This is a genomic window from Glycomyces albidus (genome assembly GCF_009451885.1).
GTDB lineage: Bacteria > Actinomycetota > Actinomycetes > Mycobacteriales > Micromonosporaceae > Glycomyces > Glycomyces albidus.
This window is the reverse complement of record NZ_WIAO01000005.1, coordinates 25,174-40,634: the sequence shown is the minus strand read 5'-3', so window position 1 is coordinate 40,634 and position 15,461 is coordinate 25,174. Positions and strand designations below refer to the sequence as shown.

Here is a 15,461-nt window from a genome sequence, read left to right as displayed (position 1 = left end):
ACCTGACAGATACCTGTGTGCAGCGGCACAATTCCCCGACAGCGGGAGGGCCCTCACCCGAACAGAGGACCGGGCGGGGGTCCCGCCGGCTGCGCGGACCCACCGGCGACGCCGACCCCGATAACATCAGCGGCAACGAGCCGGCCCCGGCGGCTCCGCACACGAAAGACACCCCATATGGCCCCTCTCGCCGACCTCCCGCCCATGCCGCCCATCCCGGACGACGAGCTGCATCCGCGCCGGCGGCCGCAGGCGACATCGGTTCCTCCCGCGGAACTCGAGGAGCCCGACCGGAACACCATCGTCGTCCGCTCGAACCGGCGCCTGCTCTGGTGGATCGTCGCGATCGCCTGGCCGCTGACGCCCTCGACGTTCGTACTGAGCGTCTACCTCACGGCGTCCTTCGGCGTCGAGAGCGGCTCGGCGCTGTTGTACCTCGTGCAATTCCCGCCGATGTTCGCCGCGGTCTTCGGCACGATGCTGCTGGCGCAGCCATCCTTGTTCACGTACGACGTGCGCCGGCGACGGCTCACAGGCGGCACCGGTCAGATCCGGCGGGCACTCAAGCGGTGGCGTGACGGCGACCGCCTCGAGTACTCGATCTACCTCGGGCGGCTCGAGATCGTCCGACCGAGCGGCAGGCGGCGGAGCGTCGCCCGCAATTCGTTCACGGTCGACCAGCGCGCCTGGACCGCGTTCGCCGACGTCTTCCTCGAGCACCAGAGCGATCGGCCGGCAGGTCATGAGGGCGGCGAGCCGCCTACGGCCGGCGTGCCCACCCCGTCCGCATCGGAACCGGAACGAGAGATCAGCGTCGGCGTCCGTTGGCGGTTCTTCGGCGGACTGCTGCTCGTAGGGCTCGGCACCGCTGCCATCGAGGTCGCGATCTGGCTGGGCTCCTCCCCCGAGGGCTACGGCCCCTTCGGGTCGATGGCACTGGTCGCGACGGGATACGGCCTGTTCGGCGCGATCCCGCTCATCGTCAGGCCGATACTCTCGTTCGAGCCGGGCACCGGCCGGGTGAGCAAGAAACCACTCGGTCTTCCGGCCCGGGAGTTCCCACGCCCGGGCTACGAGCGGCTCGAGTACTCGGTGTACCTCGGCGTCCTCTACGAAGTCCGCGCCGACGGCAGACGGCGCCGCGTCGCCACGGGCTGGGCGCGGGAGCAGGTCGCATGGAAGGCGTTCGTCGACCGGTTCCGGAGCGACCACACGGTTCCCGCCGCTGCGAGCGGTGAACGGCGATGATCCGTGTCAGGCCGAGGCGCCTGCTCCTGTTCGCGATAGGCGCAGTCGGGATCGGGGCGGGCGTCGTCCTCGTGTATTCGACGCCGTTCCACGACTGCGACGCCTTCACCGAGCGCCTGCCGCCCCTAACTCGAGCTTAGGACGGAGACCCCCATATGAGTCCTCCCACCGACCCTGCCCCCATGCGGCCGGTCGACGCCGCCGAAGCGGCGCGAACACTCCAAGCGGTTCGATGGCATCAACCCCTTGCCTGGTGGAGCCTCGCGGCTGCGCTACTCCTCGCCGCAGCTTGCTGGTTCTGGCCCACCGCAGAGTCGACCCTCGAACGATTCATGCAGGGTTTCGCACGAGGCTGCTCCTATGGTTGGATCGGCGGCTCGATCATCTTGCTGTCCCAGCGGCGGATGTTCTTCTTCGATGCTCAGCGCCGCAGAGTGATTGATCCGCGCTCACGGAGAGACCGGTACCCGTCTCGGGGATTCGAGCGGCTCGAGTACTCGGTCTATGACGGCCGGATCTATCAAGTCGCCCGCGACGGCGCACGCAAGAAGCTGCCGTTCAAGCGGTTCTGGGCAAACCGCGAAGACTGGAGGACCCTGGTGGATCTCCTTCTCCAAGACGAACCGAAGCAGGGTTTCAGGGAAGAAGGCTGAAGGCGTCCACGCGGACGGGCCGGACGATGGTGAAGTGCGCCAGAAGCGGCCCGGTGTCAACGACCATCAACGACCGTCGCCCTCGTCACGCAGGGTCTCCTCATGGCGTTCGGCGAGGTCACCGCGGCCAGAGGAGAACGAGCCGACCCATTCGGGCAAGGTGGTGTCGTCCCGGCACGGGTCTGGCATACCGTAGCGCGCGCGGATCCAGGTGAGCGCCTCAGCCGCCTGAGGCTCTCCGAGGTCGTCGACGAGCCGGTGCAGCAGTTCCTTGGTCGTCATGTCATCACCTCCGGTGTCGTGTCCGATTCCAGGGTGCGCGAACGAAACGCTGGGGCCCGGGACTCGCACCGCGCGTCCCGGGCCTCGGCGCTGGTCGTCTAGGCGGTGACCAGGCTGGCCTTCTGGAATTCCTTGACCGAGGTGTAGCCGGTCTTGGCCATGGCGCGGCGCAGGCCGCCGAAGAGGTTCTGCGAGCCGTCCGAGGAGTTGCTGGGTCCGTAGAGGATGGCCTCGAGGTCGGGGACCTCGATGTCGCCGGAGTCGCCCGGGCGGAAGCGGCCGCGGGGCAGCTTCGGGTGGGAGGCGGCGGAGTGCCACCAGGCGCCGGCGGCCGGGGACTCGGCGGCGTCGGCGAGGATCGAGCCGAGCATGACCGCGTCGGCGCCGCAGGCGACGGCCTTCGCGATCGCGCCCGAGTTGGTGATCTCGCCGTCGGCGATGAGGTGCACGTAGCGCCCGCCGGTCTCGTCGAGGTAGTCGCGGCGGGCCGCGGCGGCCTCGACGATGGCGGAGGCCATCGGGACGTCGATGCCGAGCACCGTGTCGGTGGTCGACCAGTCGTCGGAGCCGACGCCGACGATGACGCCGGCCGCGCCGGTGCGCATCAGGTGCATGGCGGTCTTGTAGTTCGTGGCCCCGCCGACGACGACCGGGATGTCCAGGTCGGCGATGAACTGCTTCAGGTTCAGGACGTCGCCGCCGGAGGAGACGTGCTCCGCCGAGACGATGGTGCCCTGGATGACCAGCAGGTCGACGCCCGCCTCGACGGCGAGCGGCGCGAGCTCGGCCGTGTGCTGCGGGCTGAAGCGGATCGCGGTGGTGATCCCGCCGGCGCGGATCTCGGCGATCCGCTCGGCGATGAGCTCGGGCTTCACCGGCTCGGCGTAGATCTCCTGGAGCCGCTCGATCGCGTTCTCCGCCGGCGTGTCGGCGAGCTCCTTGAGCAGCGACGTCGGGTCGACGTAGCGGCACCAGAGGCCCTCGCCGTTGAGGACGCCGAGGCCGCCGAGGCGGCCCATCTCGATCACGGACGCCGGGCTCATCGTCGCGTCGGACGGGTGCCCGACGGCAGGGATCTCGAACCGGTAGGCGTCGAGCTGCCATTCGGTGGAGACGTCGTCGATGTCCCGGGTCCGCCGGGTCGGCACGAGCGCCACTTCGGACAGACGCCAGCCCCGCGCCACGATCTTGCCGGGGCCGATCTCGACCAATTCCCGCACAGTCTCTCCTCCTACAGGTCCCGACTACCGGGTGTGGTAGTTGGGCGCTTCCACAGTCATCTGGATGTCGTGCGGGTGGCTCTCCTTGAGGCCCGCAGCGGTGATCCGGACCAGACGGCCGCGCTCATGCATCCCTTCGATGGTACCGGCCCCGGTGTAGCCCATCGCGATGCGCAGACCGCCGACCAGCTGGTAGACCACCTGTGCGAGGGTGCCGCGATAGGGGACCTGGCCCTCGACGCCCTCGGGGACGAGCTTGTCGTTGGAGTCGACCGCGTCCTGGAAGTAGCGGTCCTTGGAGTAGGACTTGGCCTGGCCGCGGGACTGCATCGCACCAAGGGAGCCCATGCCGCGGTAGGACTTGAACTGCTTGCCGTTCATGTAGATGAGGTCGCCGGGGCTCTCGGCGCAGCCGGCGAAGAGCTGCCCCATCATGACGGTGGAGGCGCCGGCGACGATGGCCTTGGCGATGTCGCCGGAGTACTGGATGCCGCCGTCGGCGATGACCGGGACGCCGCGCTCGCGGGCGACGCGGACGGTGTCCATGATCGCCGAGACCTGCGGGGCGCCCACGCCGGCGACGACGCGGGTGGTGCAGATGGCGCCGGGCCCCACGCCGACCTTGATGCCGTCGACGCCCGCGTCGATCAGGGCGGCGGCCGCCTGGGAGGTGACGATGTTGCCGCCGATGATGTCGACCTTGTGGCCGAAGTCCTTCGCGACGGAGGCGATCATGTCGAGCACGCCGCGGGAGTGCCCGTGGGAGGAGTCGACCACGAGGAGGTCGACGCCGGCCTCGACGAGCTGCCCGGCGCGCGCGTACTGGTCCTCGCCGACGCCGATGGCGCCGCCGACGCGGAGGCGCCCGGAGTCGTCCTTCGACGCGTTCGGGAACTCCTCGCGCTTGGCGAAGTCCTTGACGGTGATGAGGCCGCGCAGGTAGCCGTCGCCGTCGACGATCGGGAGCTTCTCGATCTTGTGCTTCTTGAGCAGTTCGAGGGCCTCCTCGTTGGAGACGCCCTCGGGCGCGGTGACCAGGTGATCGCGGGTCATGACGGTCGCGACCTTCACCGAGAGGTCGGTCTCGAAGCGCATGTCGCGGTTGGTGATGATGCCGACGAGCTTGCCTTTCTCGTCGGTGACGGGGAGGCCGGAGATGCGGTACTTGCCGCAGAGCTTGTCGACCTGGTCGAGGGTGTCCTCGGGCGAGCATGTGACCGGGTCGGCGACCATGCCGGACTCGGAGCGCTTGACGAGGTCCACCTGCTGGGCCTGCTCCTCGGCGGGGAGGTTGCGGTGGAGGATGCCGAGGCCGCCGAGGCGGGCCATGGCGATCGCCATGCGGGCCTCGGTGACGGTGTCCATCGGCGCGGTCAGGAGCGGCACCGAGATGCGGATGTTGCGGGTGAGCTGGGAGGAGGTGTCGACCTCCGCGGGAACCACCTCGGACTCGCCGGGCAGCAGCAGCACGTCGTCATAGGTGAGGCCGAGTGGAATGGCGCCGGCCGCGCCCATCGGCACCGTGGTGCCTCCGACCCGCTCGCCGGCAGCGCCTTCGAGCCCTTGAATTCCGAAATCCCCTGAGAACGCCATGGGGCAATGGTAGTGCCGCAACGGCCGTCCCCCCGCGTCGCACACGTCCCCGTGGGGTGTGATTCACGGCGGGAGCTGGGCATCCGGTCATCCGCTGAATTCGAGGGACTGAATTCCGCGGGACGTGGAGCGGCCCCGGGGACGGGCGTCCCCGGGGCCGCATGAGTGAACCGGGTGTATGAGTGAACCGGTCGGGTGAATCAGGTCGCGGGTGAAGAGAGTGCCAAGGGTGTGCCGAGGGTGTGCTGCTCGCGGGGCGGGGCTACTCGAAGAGCTCCCCGGCCTCGTCCGACACGGTGTCCCACGCGTCGCCGACGCCTTCGCTGACGTCCTCGAACACCTCGGTGGCGTCGATGTCGGTGACCGTGTCCGCGACCCCGTCCACCACGTCGTCGAAGATCTCTTCCACGTTCTCGCCGAAGCTGTCCATATGCCGTCTCCTCGCATCCATCGGGTTGACTTGCAGCCCATGCTAACGAGCGGGGTACGCCGTGTCAGCACCCGATTGCGATGGTGGCACGCATCCGGGAGTCCCGCGCCCCGCACCCGCGCCCACCAGGCGCCGCCGCGCCGGGAGCAGGCCGCGGCGGCGCCGTGGCGTTAGGCTTGAACCGTGTATGAGGAGCCTCGCGACCCGTTCGCCGACGATCCCGACCACGCGGAGGCGCTCGCGTTCGAACCCGAGCTGGACGACGACGACCGCGCCGACCTCCTCGAGGACCTCCACGAACTGGAGACGTTCGAGAAGGTGTTGCAACCGCAGGGCTACCGGGGCGTCGTGGTCGACTGCGCCGACTGCGACGAATCGCACTACTTCACCTGGGGCCTGCTCATGGCGAACCTCCGCGGCCTCCTGGAGGCCAACTGCGCCCAGGTGCACGAACCGGCCTTCGACCCCGACCCCGCGCACTACGTGACCTGGGACTACGCCCGCGGCTTCTCCGACTGCTGGCTGCGGACCCACGGCGAGATCGACTGAGGGGCGCGCCGGGAGCCGAACCCGCGGGTGCGGCCGTTTGAGGTCGGCGGGGGAACCGATTTACCCTGGCGGTATGGCATCACTCACGCCGGAGGACCGCCTGCGGCTGGCCCGGGAAATGGACGAGACCCGTCTGCGCATGTACCGCATGAAGGTGCTGCGGGAACGGCCGGGCCTCGGCGTGCGGGAGCAGCAGCGCGCCCTCCTGGAATGGATGAGCACCGACGGGATCCAGGACTTCGGCGCCCCCGGCGAGCGCCCCGCCGGACCCGAGTCGAACGGCCTCGAGCGCGCGTACGAGCGGCTCGCCGTCGCGTTCGACGCGCTCGAAGCGCCCTGGGCGCTCGGCGGGAGCCTCGCGGTCTCGGCCCGGATCGAACCCGCGTACATGACCCACGCCAGCGTGATCCTCGCCGTCAAGGAGGAGGACGTCGCGCACGCGATCCTGGACGCGCTCGAAGAAGCCGGGCTCCGCACGATCAGCGTCACCGACCAGATGTCGGTCAAGGACTGGGACCACGAGCACGGCCGACCCGCCGACCCGTTCAACATCGAGATCGAGCAGCACCCGAACGGCCTCGTCGCCGGCGCGCGGCTCGTCGACGACACCGGCGAGCGCGACCTCGACGTCGACCTGATCTTCGCCGCCTCCGGCATCGAAGCCGAGATCACCGCCGCGGCCGAACCGCTCGAGATCCTCCCTGGGCAGGTGTTCGCCGTGGCGCGGACCGGGCACCTCATCGCACTGACGCTCCTGTCCTTCGGCGAACCCGGCCGCCAGCCGCTGCCCGGGCACTTCGAGACCATGGACGCGTTCTCCGCCGAGCAGGCCTACAGCGGCATCCGCGAGCACGCCGACCTCAGGGCCCTGACGAACGCGGCCGCCGAAGCGGACTGGCGGCTCGCCTGGGAGGCGGTCGACCTGATGACGAGCAGGAGCGCCACCAGGTCCCGCGACCTCCGGGCGGAACTGGCCGCGTTCCTCGCCGAGTCCGAGGACTGAGGGGAGCGCGACCGTCCACTCCGGTCCGCCGGACCGGGCTGTGGGGAAACTCGCCGCGGCGTTCGCGGGCCGTGCCGCGAAACCGGGGAACACTGGACCACGACGCCGCGGCACCGCCGGCCGCGTCCGAGCCGAGTGCGACGGAACGAGGACGGCCGCGTCGAAGGCGCCCGCCCCATGCTGCCGAAGGAGACCGACCGTGTCCGATCCGTTCATCGCCCTCGTCGACGACGCCGGCGGCTCCGGGCCGCTCGAAGGCCTGCGCCTCGCCGTCAAAGACCTGTTCGACCTGGCCGGAACCCCGACGGGCGCAGGGAATCCGCGCTGGCTGGAGACGCACGGCCCCGCCGAGAAGGACGCCGAGGCCGTCGCACTGCTGCGGGCGGCCGGCGCGCGCGTCGTCGGCAAGACCGTCACCGACGAGCTCGCGTGGAGCCTCAACGGCAGCAACGCCCACTACGGCGTCCCGGACAACCCGGCCGCGCCCGGGCGCGTCCCCGGCGGCTCGTCGTCCGGGTCGGCGTCCGCGGTCGCGCAGGGCCTCGCGGACATCGGGCTCGGCACCGACACCGGCGGGTCGATCCGCGTGCCCGCCTCCTACTGCGGCCTGTTCGGGCTGCGGCCCACGCACGGGCGGGTGAGCCTCGAAGGCGTCGTGCCGCTCGCGCCCACATTCGACACGGCGGGGGTCCTCACCCGCGACGCGCGCACGCTGCGCCTCGCCATGGAGGTGCTCCTCGGCGCACCGGAGGAGGCGCACGCGCCGATCACCCGGCTGCTCGCACCCCGCGACATCTGGGACGAGCAGTCAGAGGCGACCCGCGCGGCGGTCATGCCCGCCGTCGAATCGCTCGGGCTCGAAGTGGACACCTCCCCGTTCTTCGACGACCCGCACTTCGGCGTCCGGCACGACACCGGCGCGGCCGCGGGCGCGGTCACGCCCCTCGAATCCGCCCGCCGGGCCTATGCGGCGCTCCAGGCGTGGGAGGCGTGGCAGGCGCACGGCGCGTGGATCGAGGCGTCGAGGCCCGAGTTCGGGCCGGGCGTCAAGGCGCGCTTCGCGGCCGCGTCGAAGCTCGGCAGCGCCGACGTGACCGGGGCGCAGCGGGTCCGCAGCGGCGTGGTGGCGCTAGTCAGGGACCGGCTCCCCGAGGGCACCGCGCTCGCGATCCCCGCCGCGCCCGGACCCGCGCCGCTGATCGGGCAGGAGCCCGACCGCGAGGCCATCGTGCGCTTGACGTGCATCGCCGGGCTCGCCGGCGCCCCCGGGCTCGCGCTCCCCGCGGGCACGGTCGAGGACCTGCCGGTGGGCCTGCAGCTCGTCGCCACTCCGGGAGGCGACGAGGCCCTGCTGGCCCTTGCCGATCCGCACTGATTCAGCTTCGCTGCCGCGGCGTCGTCTCGGACCGCGTACCGTCCCGTCCTGCCAGGGGCCGGCTGCGGTCCTCGGTGGATCGACGTCGGCGCCGGGTCGGACCGCGCGGTATCCCGTCCTGCCAGGCGGGACCGGCTGCGGTCCTCAGTGGATCCGCGGTCGACGCGTCAGCAGACGAGGCCCGAGCGGAACGCCTCGGCCACGGCGTGGGCCCGGTCGCGCGCGCCGAGCTTGCGGAACATGCGCCGCGCGTGGGTCTTGACGGTGTCCTCCGAGACGAACAGGTCGCGCCCGATCTCGGCGTTCGACTTGCCTTCGCTCATGCCGCGGAGGACCTGGAGCTCGCGCTCGGTCAGCTTCATCCCCTGGAGGGTCGAGCGCTGCCGGGGGACGGTCTCGGTGACGCGCTGGAGGCTCGGGGAGGCGAACATGATCGCCTGCGCGAGGGCGACCAGCAGGTCGTCGGAGTTGTTGGACGGCGTGCGGATGACGCCCCGGGCGCCCGCGGCCACCACCATCGCGGCGGTACGGGGGTCCGCCGCGCCGGACAGCAGGACCCCGGTGCGGGGCGAACGGGCGCGGACGGTCTTGACGAACTTGACCGGGTCCGGGGCGGCGAGGCCGACGTCGACCAGCACCACGTCCACCTGGCGGCGGCCGAGCTCGATGAAGAGCTCGGGCGATCCCTCGACCGACTTGACCGCCTGCGCCAGGCCCATGCGGGTCGCGCAGGCCGAGATCTTCTGTCCGGCTTGAGGAGTCTTAACACAGACCAGTACGGTTCTCACTTTGTTCTACCTTTCGGTGCGGTAGGCCGTGCGTGTCTCTCTAGTTCCAGCACGCAGGCGATCCGCCGCCATGACGCGTGTTCGCGCGAATTTTCGAGTGACTTTTCGAGGTTTCCGGGAAGAGGCGTGGACGCTTGGTGTTCGGGTTCGCTGACGCGAAGACCTCGACCCTGATGGGAAACTGGGGGCATGACACAGCGAAGAGGCGGACGACAGCACTGGGCCGAGTCCAGCGATTTTGGTGATCATCGTTCACATCCACCTCGCCATGACCTGTCTAACGAACTAACGGCCCTGGAAGGTACGAGTTACGGCCGATATAAATCCTTGCGTGGCAAATGGCGGACAGGTCTGGCGATTCTGGACATATCGAAGGTCCAGTCGGATCCCTACGCCCCGCCGAGCCGCGTGGAGCTCCACTTCGACGCCGATGCGGCCGACCTGCTCCCCGAGTGGCACGCGACCCCCGAGCGGCGCCGCGCGATCGCGGTGCTCCTCGCGAAGCGGTTCAAACGGGCCTGCCCGACAAGGGACCTCAGGATCGACGCCGGCGGCCAGGAGATCCTGCGCCGGTCCTCATGCGAGGTCGGCGATGACGGCTCCGTCGTGTTCCGCCTCGGCGCGCAGCTCCCCGGGCACGGGCGGCGCATCGCCGGACGGCAGGCCGCGCGGCTGCTGTGCGAGGACCTCCCCGGCGCCGCCGACGACGCGCTCGCCGTGGGCGAAGAGGAGGCCGGGACCTGGATGCGGCACGCCGACGACGTCGCGGCCCTGAGGGAGGCGGTCGCCGCGCAGGGGCTCGTGGCGTTCGTCGCCGACGGGTCCATGCTCGCCCGGCGGTCCGGAGTGGACGACCGGCCGATGGCGTCCGGGGTGCCGTTCCGCTCCCCCGACTCGCTCGCCGTCGAGGTCGAACTGCCGCACGCGGGAACCGTGCGCGGCATGGGCATCGGCCCGGGGGTCACGCTCATCGTCGGCGGCGGCTTCCACGGCAAGTCGACCCTCCTGCGGGCCCTCGAAGCCGGCGTGTGGGACCACGTCCCCAGCGACGGCCGCGACTTCGTCGTCGCCGACCGGAGCACCGTGAAGATCCGCGCCGAGGACGGGCGGTCCGTCACCGGCGTCGACGTCCACGCGTTCGTCGACCACCTGCCGTCAGGGGACGACACGCGGCACTTCTCGACCGAGAACGCCTCCGGCTCCACCTCGCAGGCCGCCGCCGTCGTCGAGTCGCTCGAAGCCGGCGCGCGGGTGCTGCTCATCGACGAGGACACGGCCGCGACGAACCTGATGATCCGCGACGCGCGGATGCAGGAGCTCGTCGCGAAGGACCGCGAGCCGCTGACACCGCTCGTCGACGTCGTGCGGTCGATGGCCGACGACCACGGCGTGGCGGTCGTGCTCGTCATGGGCGGCTCCGGCGACTACATGGACGTCGCCGACCGGGTGATCCTGATGGACGCGTACGTGCCCGAGGACGTGACCGAGCGCGCGAAGTCCCTGGCGGCGAAGCCGACCGGGCGGCGGGTCGAGGCCGAGGGGTTCCGGATGCCGCGGGCGCGCGTGATCGACGCGGGCTCGGTGTCGTCGGAGTCGCGGGGGAGGCAGAAGATCCGCGCGGGCGGCACCGACGGGCTGCGGTTCGGCGAGTCCGAGATCGACGTGCGGGCGGTCGAGCAGATCACCGACCCGTCGATGACCGCCGGGATCGGGCTCGCGCTCGAGGCCGCGGTGCGGCGGGGCTGGATCGACGGGAAGGCCACGGTCGCGGAGGCGCTGGACCGGTTGGACGCCGCCCTCGATGCCGGGGGCGAGGCGGAGCTGCTGCGGATCCGGGACGTGGACTTCGCGATCCCGAGGCGGTTCGAGGTGGCCGCGGCGCTCAACCGGATGCGGGAGCTGCGGGTGCGGCAGTGAGCGGACCGACGGCGCCGGGCGAAGCGGGGCAGGCGATGCGGCGGGGCCGCTGCGACAGGGCCGGCGGCGACGGGCTGGTTTGCGGCAGGGGCGGAACTGAACACTCGTCCGAAACGTAGACATGAAAGTGCCTTCGCGGCTCCGATCCCCAAAGGCCGCGAAGGCACTTGAACTCTATCGGTTTCCCGACAGCTCCGCGACAAACTGTCGGGATGTTGACACTTTCGGTTCTCCCGGCGTCCAGTCCGCCTGTGCGAACGCCGGAGGGCCGCCGACGGTGTCGGCGGCCCTCGGTCGGGTCGTACTGCGGCTCAGGCGATCCCGGGCCTAGTGGGAGTGCCCGTGGGAGTGGGAGTGGCCGTGCCCGGCCGCTTCCTGCTCCTCCTCGGGCTTGTCCACGATCGTCACCTCGGTGGTGAGCGCGAGGCCCACGATCGAGGCGGCGTTGAGCAGCGCGTTGCGGGTGACCTTCACCGGGTCGAGGATGCCGGCCGAGACCAGGTCCTCGTAGACGTCGGTGGCGGCGTTCCAGCCCTCGCGCCAGCCCTTGCCGGCGACCTCGTTGACGACCACGTCGCCGGACTCGCCGGCGTTGACCGCGATGCGGCGCAGCGGCTCGGAGAGGGCCTCCTCGACGATCTGCAGGCCGACACGGGCCTCGGGGTCGTCGAGCTCGACCTTCTCCAGGACGGGGATCGCGTGGACCAGGGCGGCGCCGCCGCCGGCGACGATGCCCTCCTCCACCGCGGCCTTGGTCGCGTTGACCGCGTCCTCGATCCGGTGCTTGCGCTCCTTCAGCTCGACCTCGGTGGCCGCGCCGACCTGGATGACGGCGACGCCGCCCGAGAGCTTCGCGAGGCGCTCCTCGAGCTTCTCCCGGTCCCAGGACGACTCGGTGGTCGAGGCCTGCTGCTTGATCTGCGCGATGCGGGCGTCGACCGCCTCCTTCTCGCCGGCGCCGTCCACGATCGTGGTGGCGTCCTTCGAGACGGTGACGCGGCGCGCGCGGCCCAGGTGCGACAGGTCGGCGGCCTTGATGTCGAGGCCGATCTCCGAGGAGACGACCTCGGCGCCCGTGAGGGTCGCGATGTCGCCCAGGATCGCCTTGCGGCGGTCGCCGAAGGCCGGGGCCTTGACGGCGCACACGCGCAGGGTCCCGCGGAGGGCGTTCACCGTCAGGGTCGCGAGGGCCTGGCCCTCGACGTCCTCGGCGATGATGAGCAGCGGCTTCGAGGTCTCGACGACCTTCTCCAGCACCGGCAGGAGGTCCTCGATCGAGGAGATCTTGGCGTTGGTGATGAGGATGTACGGGTCCTCGAAGACCGTCTGGCGCGAGTCCTGGTCGGTGATGAAGTTCGGGGAGATGAAGCCCTTGTCGAACTGCATGCCCTCGGTCACCTCGAGCACGGTCTCCAGGCTGGAGCCGTCCTCGACCGAGATGACGCCCTCGACACCGACCGCGTCCATGGCCTTGGCGATGAGCTCGCCGATCTCCGGGTCCTGCGCCGAGACGGCGGCGACCTGCGAGATGTGCTCGTGGTCGGAGATCTGGATCGCCTGGCGGAGCAGCTCGTCGGACACGGCGTTCGCCGCGGCCTCGATGCCCTTGCGGATCGCGATCGGGTTGCCCCCGGCCGTGACCGCCTTGATGCCGGCGCGGCTCATCTTCTGGGCCAGCACGGTCGCGGTGGTGGTGCCGTCGCCCGCGACGTCGTTCGTCTTGGTCGCGACCTCCTTCACCAGCTGCGCGCCGAGGTTGGCGTACGGGTCGGCGAGCTCGATCTCCTTGGCGATGGTCACGCCGTCGTTGGTGATCAGGGGCGCGCCGAACGAGCGCTGCAGGACCACGTTGCGGCCCTTCGGGCCGAGCGTGACCTTGACGGTGTCGGCGAGGTGGTCGATGCCGTGCAGCAGGTTCTGCCGCGCGTCCTCGGCGAAGTTGAGAATCTTCGGCATGGTTTCCCTTCCTAAGACACGGAAGGGCCCTCCGCGAGAGAGGGCCCCGAACGTGCCACTGCTCGGCAGTTAGTTTTCGACGACCGCGAGGACGTCGCGCGAGGACAGGACGAGGTACTCCTCGCCGTTGTACTTGACCTCGGTGCCGCCGTACTTGGAGTAGATGACCACGTCGCCGACCTTGACATCGATCGGGAGGCGGTTGCCCTTGTCGTCGAAGGCGCCCGGGCCGACGGCCAGAACGGTGCCTTCCTGCGGCTTCTCCTTGGCGGTGTCCGGGATGACGAGACCCGAGGCAGTGGTGGTCTCGGCCTCGTTCGCCTGGACAACGATGCGGTCGCCCAGCGGCTTGATGGCAGCCTTGCTCACTTGGTTTCTCCAAACCTGACGTGTTCGATACGGATGTCCGCCACGAGAGCGCGGGTCTCGTCGTCGCGGGTGCCGAGGCACCGGCCCGTGGCTGGCACTCTCACGGAGAGAGTGCCAATGCGATCATAGCGCTTAGCAATCTCGCCCTGCGAGTGCTAAGGCAGAGGTTAGTTCGCCCAGGTGGGGGCGTCAAGCCCGGGTCTCCATCGTCATAGCATGGACCTCGTGCACACCAGCCTGCTCGAAGCGCTCAAGGCCGATCCGGGGCTCCAGGACCGCGCCGCCGAGGTCCTCGAACGCGACGGCGACCGGGCCCCGCTGGCGCTCCGCAAGGCCGGGGTCGAACCGGACCTGGCCGCGGCGGCCCTGACCTTGGCGGACCTGAGGCGCCACGCGCGGGCCAAGTTCGGGGACCGGGCGGACCGGCTCTACTTCACGCGGCCGGGGCTCGAGCAGGCCACGCGGTGGCCGGTCGCGGAGCGCCGCGCGGCCCGCTTCGCGGCCGCGGCGGGCCGGGTGACCGACCTGTGCTGCGGGCTGGGTACGGAGGCGCTCGCGTTCGCGGAGGCGGGCCTGGCGGTCGAGGCAGTCGACATGAGCGCCGAGACCGCGGCGTACGCGCGGGCGAACGCGGAGGCGATGGGACTGGCCGTGGACGTGCAGGTGGGCGACGCGCTGCGGACGCCCCTCGCCGATGCGGCGTTCGCCGACCCGGCGAGGCGGTCGGGCGCCGGCCGCAACTTCAACCCGGCCGACTACTCGCCGCCCCTGGACGAGCTCCTGGAACACCTCCGCGGAGCGCGCTTCGCGGCGGTGAAACTGGGGCCGGGCATCGGCCACGAGTGGATCCCGGAAGGAGCCGAGGCGGAATGGGTCTCGGTCGAGAGGGACGTGGTCGAGGCGTGCCTGTGGCTCGGCGAGGCCGCTCAGGTCGAGCGGAGGGCGAGTCTGCTCAAGGCCGGCGAGTGGCACGAACTGACCGGCACCGGCGAGGAGCGGGCCGAGGTGGGCGAGGTGGCGACCTACCTCTACGAACCGGACGGCGCGGTCATCAGAGCGGGCCTGGTGGCGGAACTCGCTCAAGATCTGAACGCGCACACCGCGAACGAGCACATCGCGTACCTCTACGGCGACGAGCTGATCGAAACCCCGTTCGCCAGAGCCTGGAAGGTCGAAGAGGTCTGGCCTTTGCACCCCAGGAGACTCAAGGCGCTCCTGGCAGACCGAGGCATCGGTCGCCTCACGATCAAGCAAAGAGGAACCGGAATCGACCCGGCGGCCCTCCGAAAGCAACTGAAACTGAAGGGACCCGAAGAAGCCACGCTGGTGGCGACAAGAATCGGCGAGTCCCACGCGGCCCTGCTCTGCGGCGAAGCCTAGAGGTCGTCGGGGAGAAGTCGGAACGCCGCGAACTGCGCGAGCGGTTTGATCGCCCTGAAGTCTCGACGGTCGAGTGTCAGGATCGCGTCGGTCTCGTATTCAGCGGCGATGACAACGTTGAACGCGTCCGCGATGTCGAGGTCGAGACCGCGATATTGGCGGCGAACATCTTGTGCCAGATCCAACGTTCGCGCCGAGACATGTGGTATCACCGCGCGCCCCTCGTCGACCCGGACCCTCAGGTCGTCGAGCACCTCCAAGGATGCTTCGCGCCCGAAATCCCGGGTGACCATGTGGTCCAGTTCGGAGAAGAGAGCCGGGCAGATCACCAGCACACCGGCCGTGCGCATGACCTCGCGGGCCCCCTCGCCGTCGGGGTGCTCCTCGTCCAGCGCCGCGAGAAGACCGGAAGTGTCGGCCACGACGACGATCACGCGCGCTCGTCCCGCGAAGCGTGGTACCGGTCGAGTCGCTCCTCCCAGATGGCTTCCTTCGCCTCCTGGTAGCTCTCATCGCGGATTCGCTTATAGGTCTTTCGGAAGAACGGCTCATCCCAGATCCGGCTGGACATCGCGGCTCGGTGGATCGCATTGCGGATGATCTCCGCTTCCGACACGCCGTACCGCTTGGCCGCCTCCTTGATGATCGCCAGGTCTTCCTCGTCCGCGTAGACCATGGTCCTCTTCTTTGCCATGTGC

The 15,461-nt window shown here is 70.2% G+C and carries 16 protein-coding genes; 7 read left to right on the top strand and 9 right to left on the bottom strand.

The genetic code is table 11. From position 1 onward, the window contains the following. Positions 1–177 precede the first annotated feature (177 nt). On the top strand, positions 178–1,248 hold the full coding sequence (locus tag GFD30_RS06075) for a hypothetical protein (RefSeq protein ID WP_153024317.1): 1,071 nt from the start codon (positions 178–180) through the stop codon (positions 1,246–1,248). Positions 1,249–1,430: 182 nt separating this feature from the next. Further along, on the top strand, positions 1,431–1,901 hold the full coding sequence (locus GFD30_RS06070) for a hypothetical protein (RefSeq protein WP_153024316.1): 471 nt from the start codon (positions 1,431–1,433) through the stop codon (positions 1,899–1,901). A gap of 66 nt (positions 1,902–1,967) precedes the next feature. Here the strand turns inward: GFD30_RS06070 and GFD30_RS06065 are convergent, their stop codons facing one another. The 4 genes from GFD30_RS06065 to GFD30_RS06050 form a co-directional block, all read right to left on the bottom strand. Next, the gene (locus GFD30_RS06065; protein ID WP_153024315.1) at positions 1,968–2,183 is read right to left on the bottom strand and encodes a hypothetical protein; all 216 of its coding nucleotides are present in this window, start codon (positions 2,181–2,183) and stop codon (positions 1,968–1,970) included. Between the two features lie 98 nt (positions 2,184–2,281). Beyond that, complete coding sequence (locus tag GFD30_RS06060; RefSeq protein WP_322632995.1) at positions 2,282–3,403, bottom strand: GuaB3 family IMP dehydrogenase-related protein; 1,122 nt, start codon at positions 3,401–3,403, stop codon at positions 2,282–2,284. Positions 3,404–3,427: 24 nt separating this feature from the next. Beyond that, positions 3,428–4,918 (bottom strand): IMP dehydrogenase, encoded by a 1,491-nt coding sequence (guaB, locus tag GFD30_RS06055; protein WP_153024449.1) that lies wholly within the window; start codon positions 4,916–4,918, stop codon positions 3,428–3,430. 340 nt (positions 4,919–5,258) lie between these two features. After that, complete coding sequence (locus GFD30_RS06050) at positions 5,259–5,426, bottom strand: hypothetical protein (protein ID WP_153024314.1); 168 nt, start codon at positions 5,424–5,426, stop codon at positions 5,259–5,261. 183 nt (positions 5,427–5,609) lie between these two features. On the opposite strand from GFD30_RS06050, the gene GFD30_RS06045 reads away from it, so the two are divergent. The 3 genes from GFD30_RS06045 (at position 5,610) to GFD30_RS06035 (ending at position 8,353) form a co-directional block, all read left to right on the top strand. Beyond that, positions 5,610–5,975, top strand: a complete 366-nt coding sequence (locus tag GFD30_RS06045; protein ID WP_322632994.1) for a DUF5319 family protein — start codon at positions 5,610–5,612, stop codon at positions 5,973–5,975. A gap of 73 nt (positions 5,976–6,048) precedes the next feature. Further along, complete coding sequence (locus tag GFD30_RS06040; protein WP_153024313.1) at positions 6,049–6,978, top strand: hypothetical protein; 930 nt, start codon at positions 6,049–6,051, stop codon at positions 6,976–6,978. A 199-nt stretch (positions 6,979–7,177) separates the two neighbouring features. Next, entirely contained in the window at positions 7,178–8,353 is a 1,176-nt protein-coding gene (locus GFD30_RS06035; RefSeq protein ID WP_153024312.1) for an amidase, read from the top strand. A gap of 167 nt (positions 8,354–8,520) precedes the next feature. Here the strand turns inward: GFD30_RS06035 and GFD30_RS27790 are convergent, their stop codons facing one another. After that, positions 8,521–9,141, bottom strand: a complete 621-nt coding sequence (locus GFD30_RS27790; protein ID WP_322632993.1) for a helix-turn-helix transcriptional regulator — start codon at positions 9,139–9,141, stop codon at positions 8,521–8,523. Positions 9,142–9,330: 189 nt separating this feature from the next. Between GFD30_RS27790 and GFD30_RS06025 the strand changes: the two genes are divergently transcribed. Beyond that, positions 9,331–11,058 (top strand): ABC-ATPase domain-containing protein, encoded by a 1,728-nt coding sequence (locus GFD30_RS06025; protein ID WP_153024311.1) that lies wholly within the window; start codon positions 9,331–9,333, stop codon positions 11,056–11,058. Between the two features lie 327 nt (positions 11,059–11,385). Here GFD30_RS06025 and groL read toward each other — a convergent pair whose 3' ends face one another. Together groL and groES are read right to left on the bottom strand one after the other, a co-directional pair. Next, positions 11,386–13,014: a chaperonin GroEL gene (gene groL / locus GFD30_RS06020; protein WP_153024310.1), complete on the bottom strand. Its 1,629-nt coding sequence runs from the start codon at positions 13,012–13,014 to the stop codon at positions 11,386–11,388. 69 nt (positions 13,015–13,083) lie between these two features. Then, complete coding sequence (gene groES, locus GFD30_RS06015) at positions 13,084–13,383, bottom strand: co-chaperone GroES (RefSeq protein ID WP_270118789.1); 300 nt, start codon at positions 13,381–13,383, stop codon at positions 13,084–13,086. A 216-nt stretch (positions 13,384–13,599) separates the two neighbouring features. On the opposite strand from groES, the gene GFD30_RS06010 reads away from it, so the two are divergent. After that, complete coding sequence (locus GFD30_RS06010) at positions 13,600–14,763, top strand: class I SAM-dependent methyltransferase (RefSeq protein ID WP_153024309.1); 1,164 nt, start codon at positions 13,600–13,602, stop codon at positions 14,761–14,763. Here GFD30_RS06010 and GFD30_RS06005 read toward each other — a convergent pair. After that, positions 14,760–15,197 carry a PIN domain-containing protein gene (locus GFD30_RS06005; RefSeq protein ID WP_322632992.1) on the bottom strand — a complete coding sequence of 146 codons (438 nt, stop codon included), beginning with the start codon at positions 15,195–15,197 and terminating at the stop codon, positions 14,760–14,762. The two genes, GFD30_RS06010 and GFD30_RS06005, sit on opposite strands and share 4 nt — an antisense overlap. Continuing rightward, a complete protein-coding gene (locus GFD30_RS06000) occupies positions 15,194–15,457 on the bottom strand; it encodes a ribbon-helix-helix protein, CopG family (RefSeq protein ID WP_153024307.1) in 264 nt (87 codons plus the stop codon). Before GFD30_RS06000 ends, GFD30_RS06005 begins: the two co-directional genes overlap by 4 nt. Between the last annotated feature and the right edge of the window lie 4 nt (positions 15,458–15,461).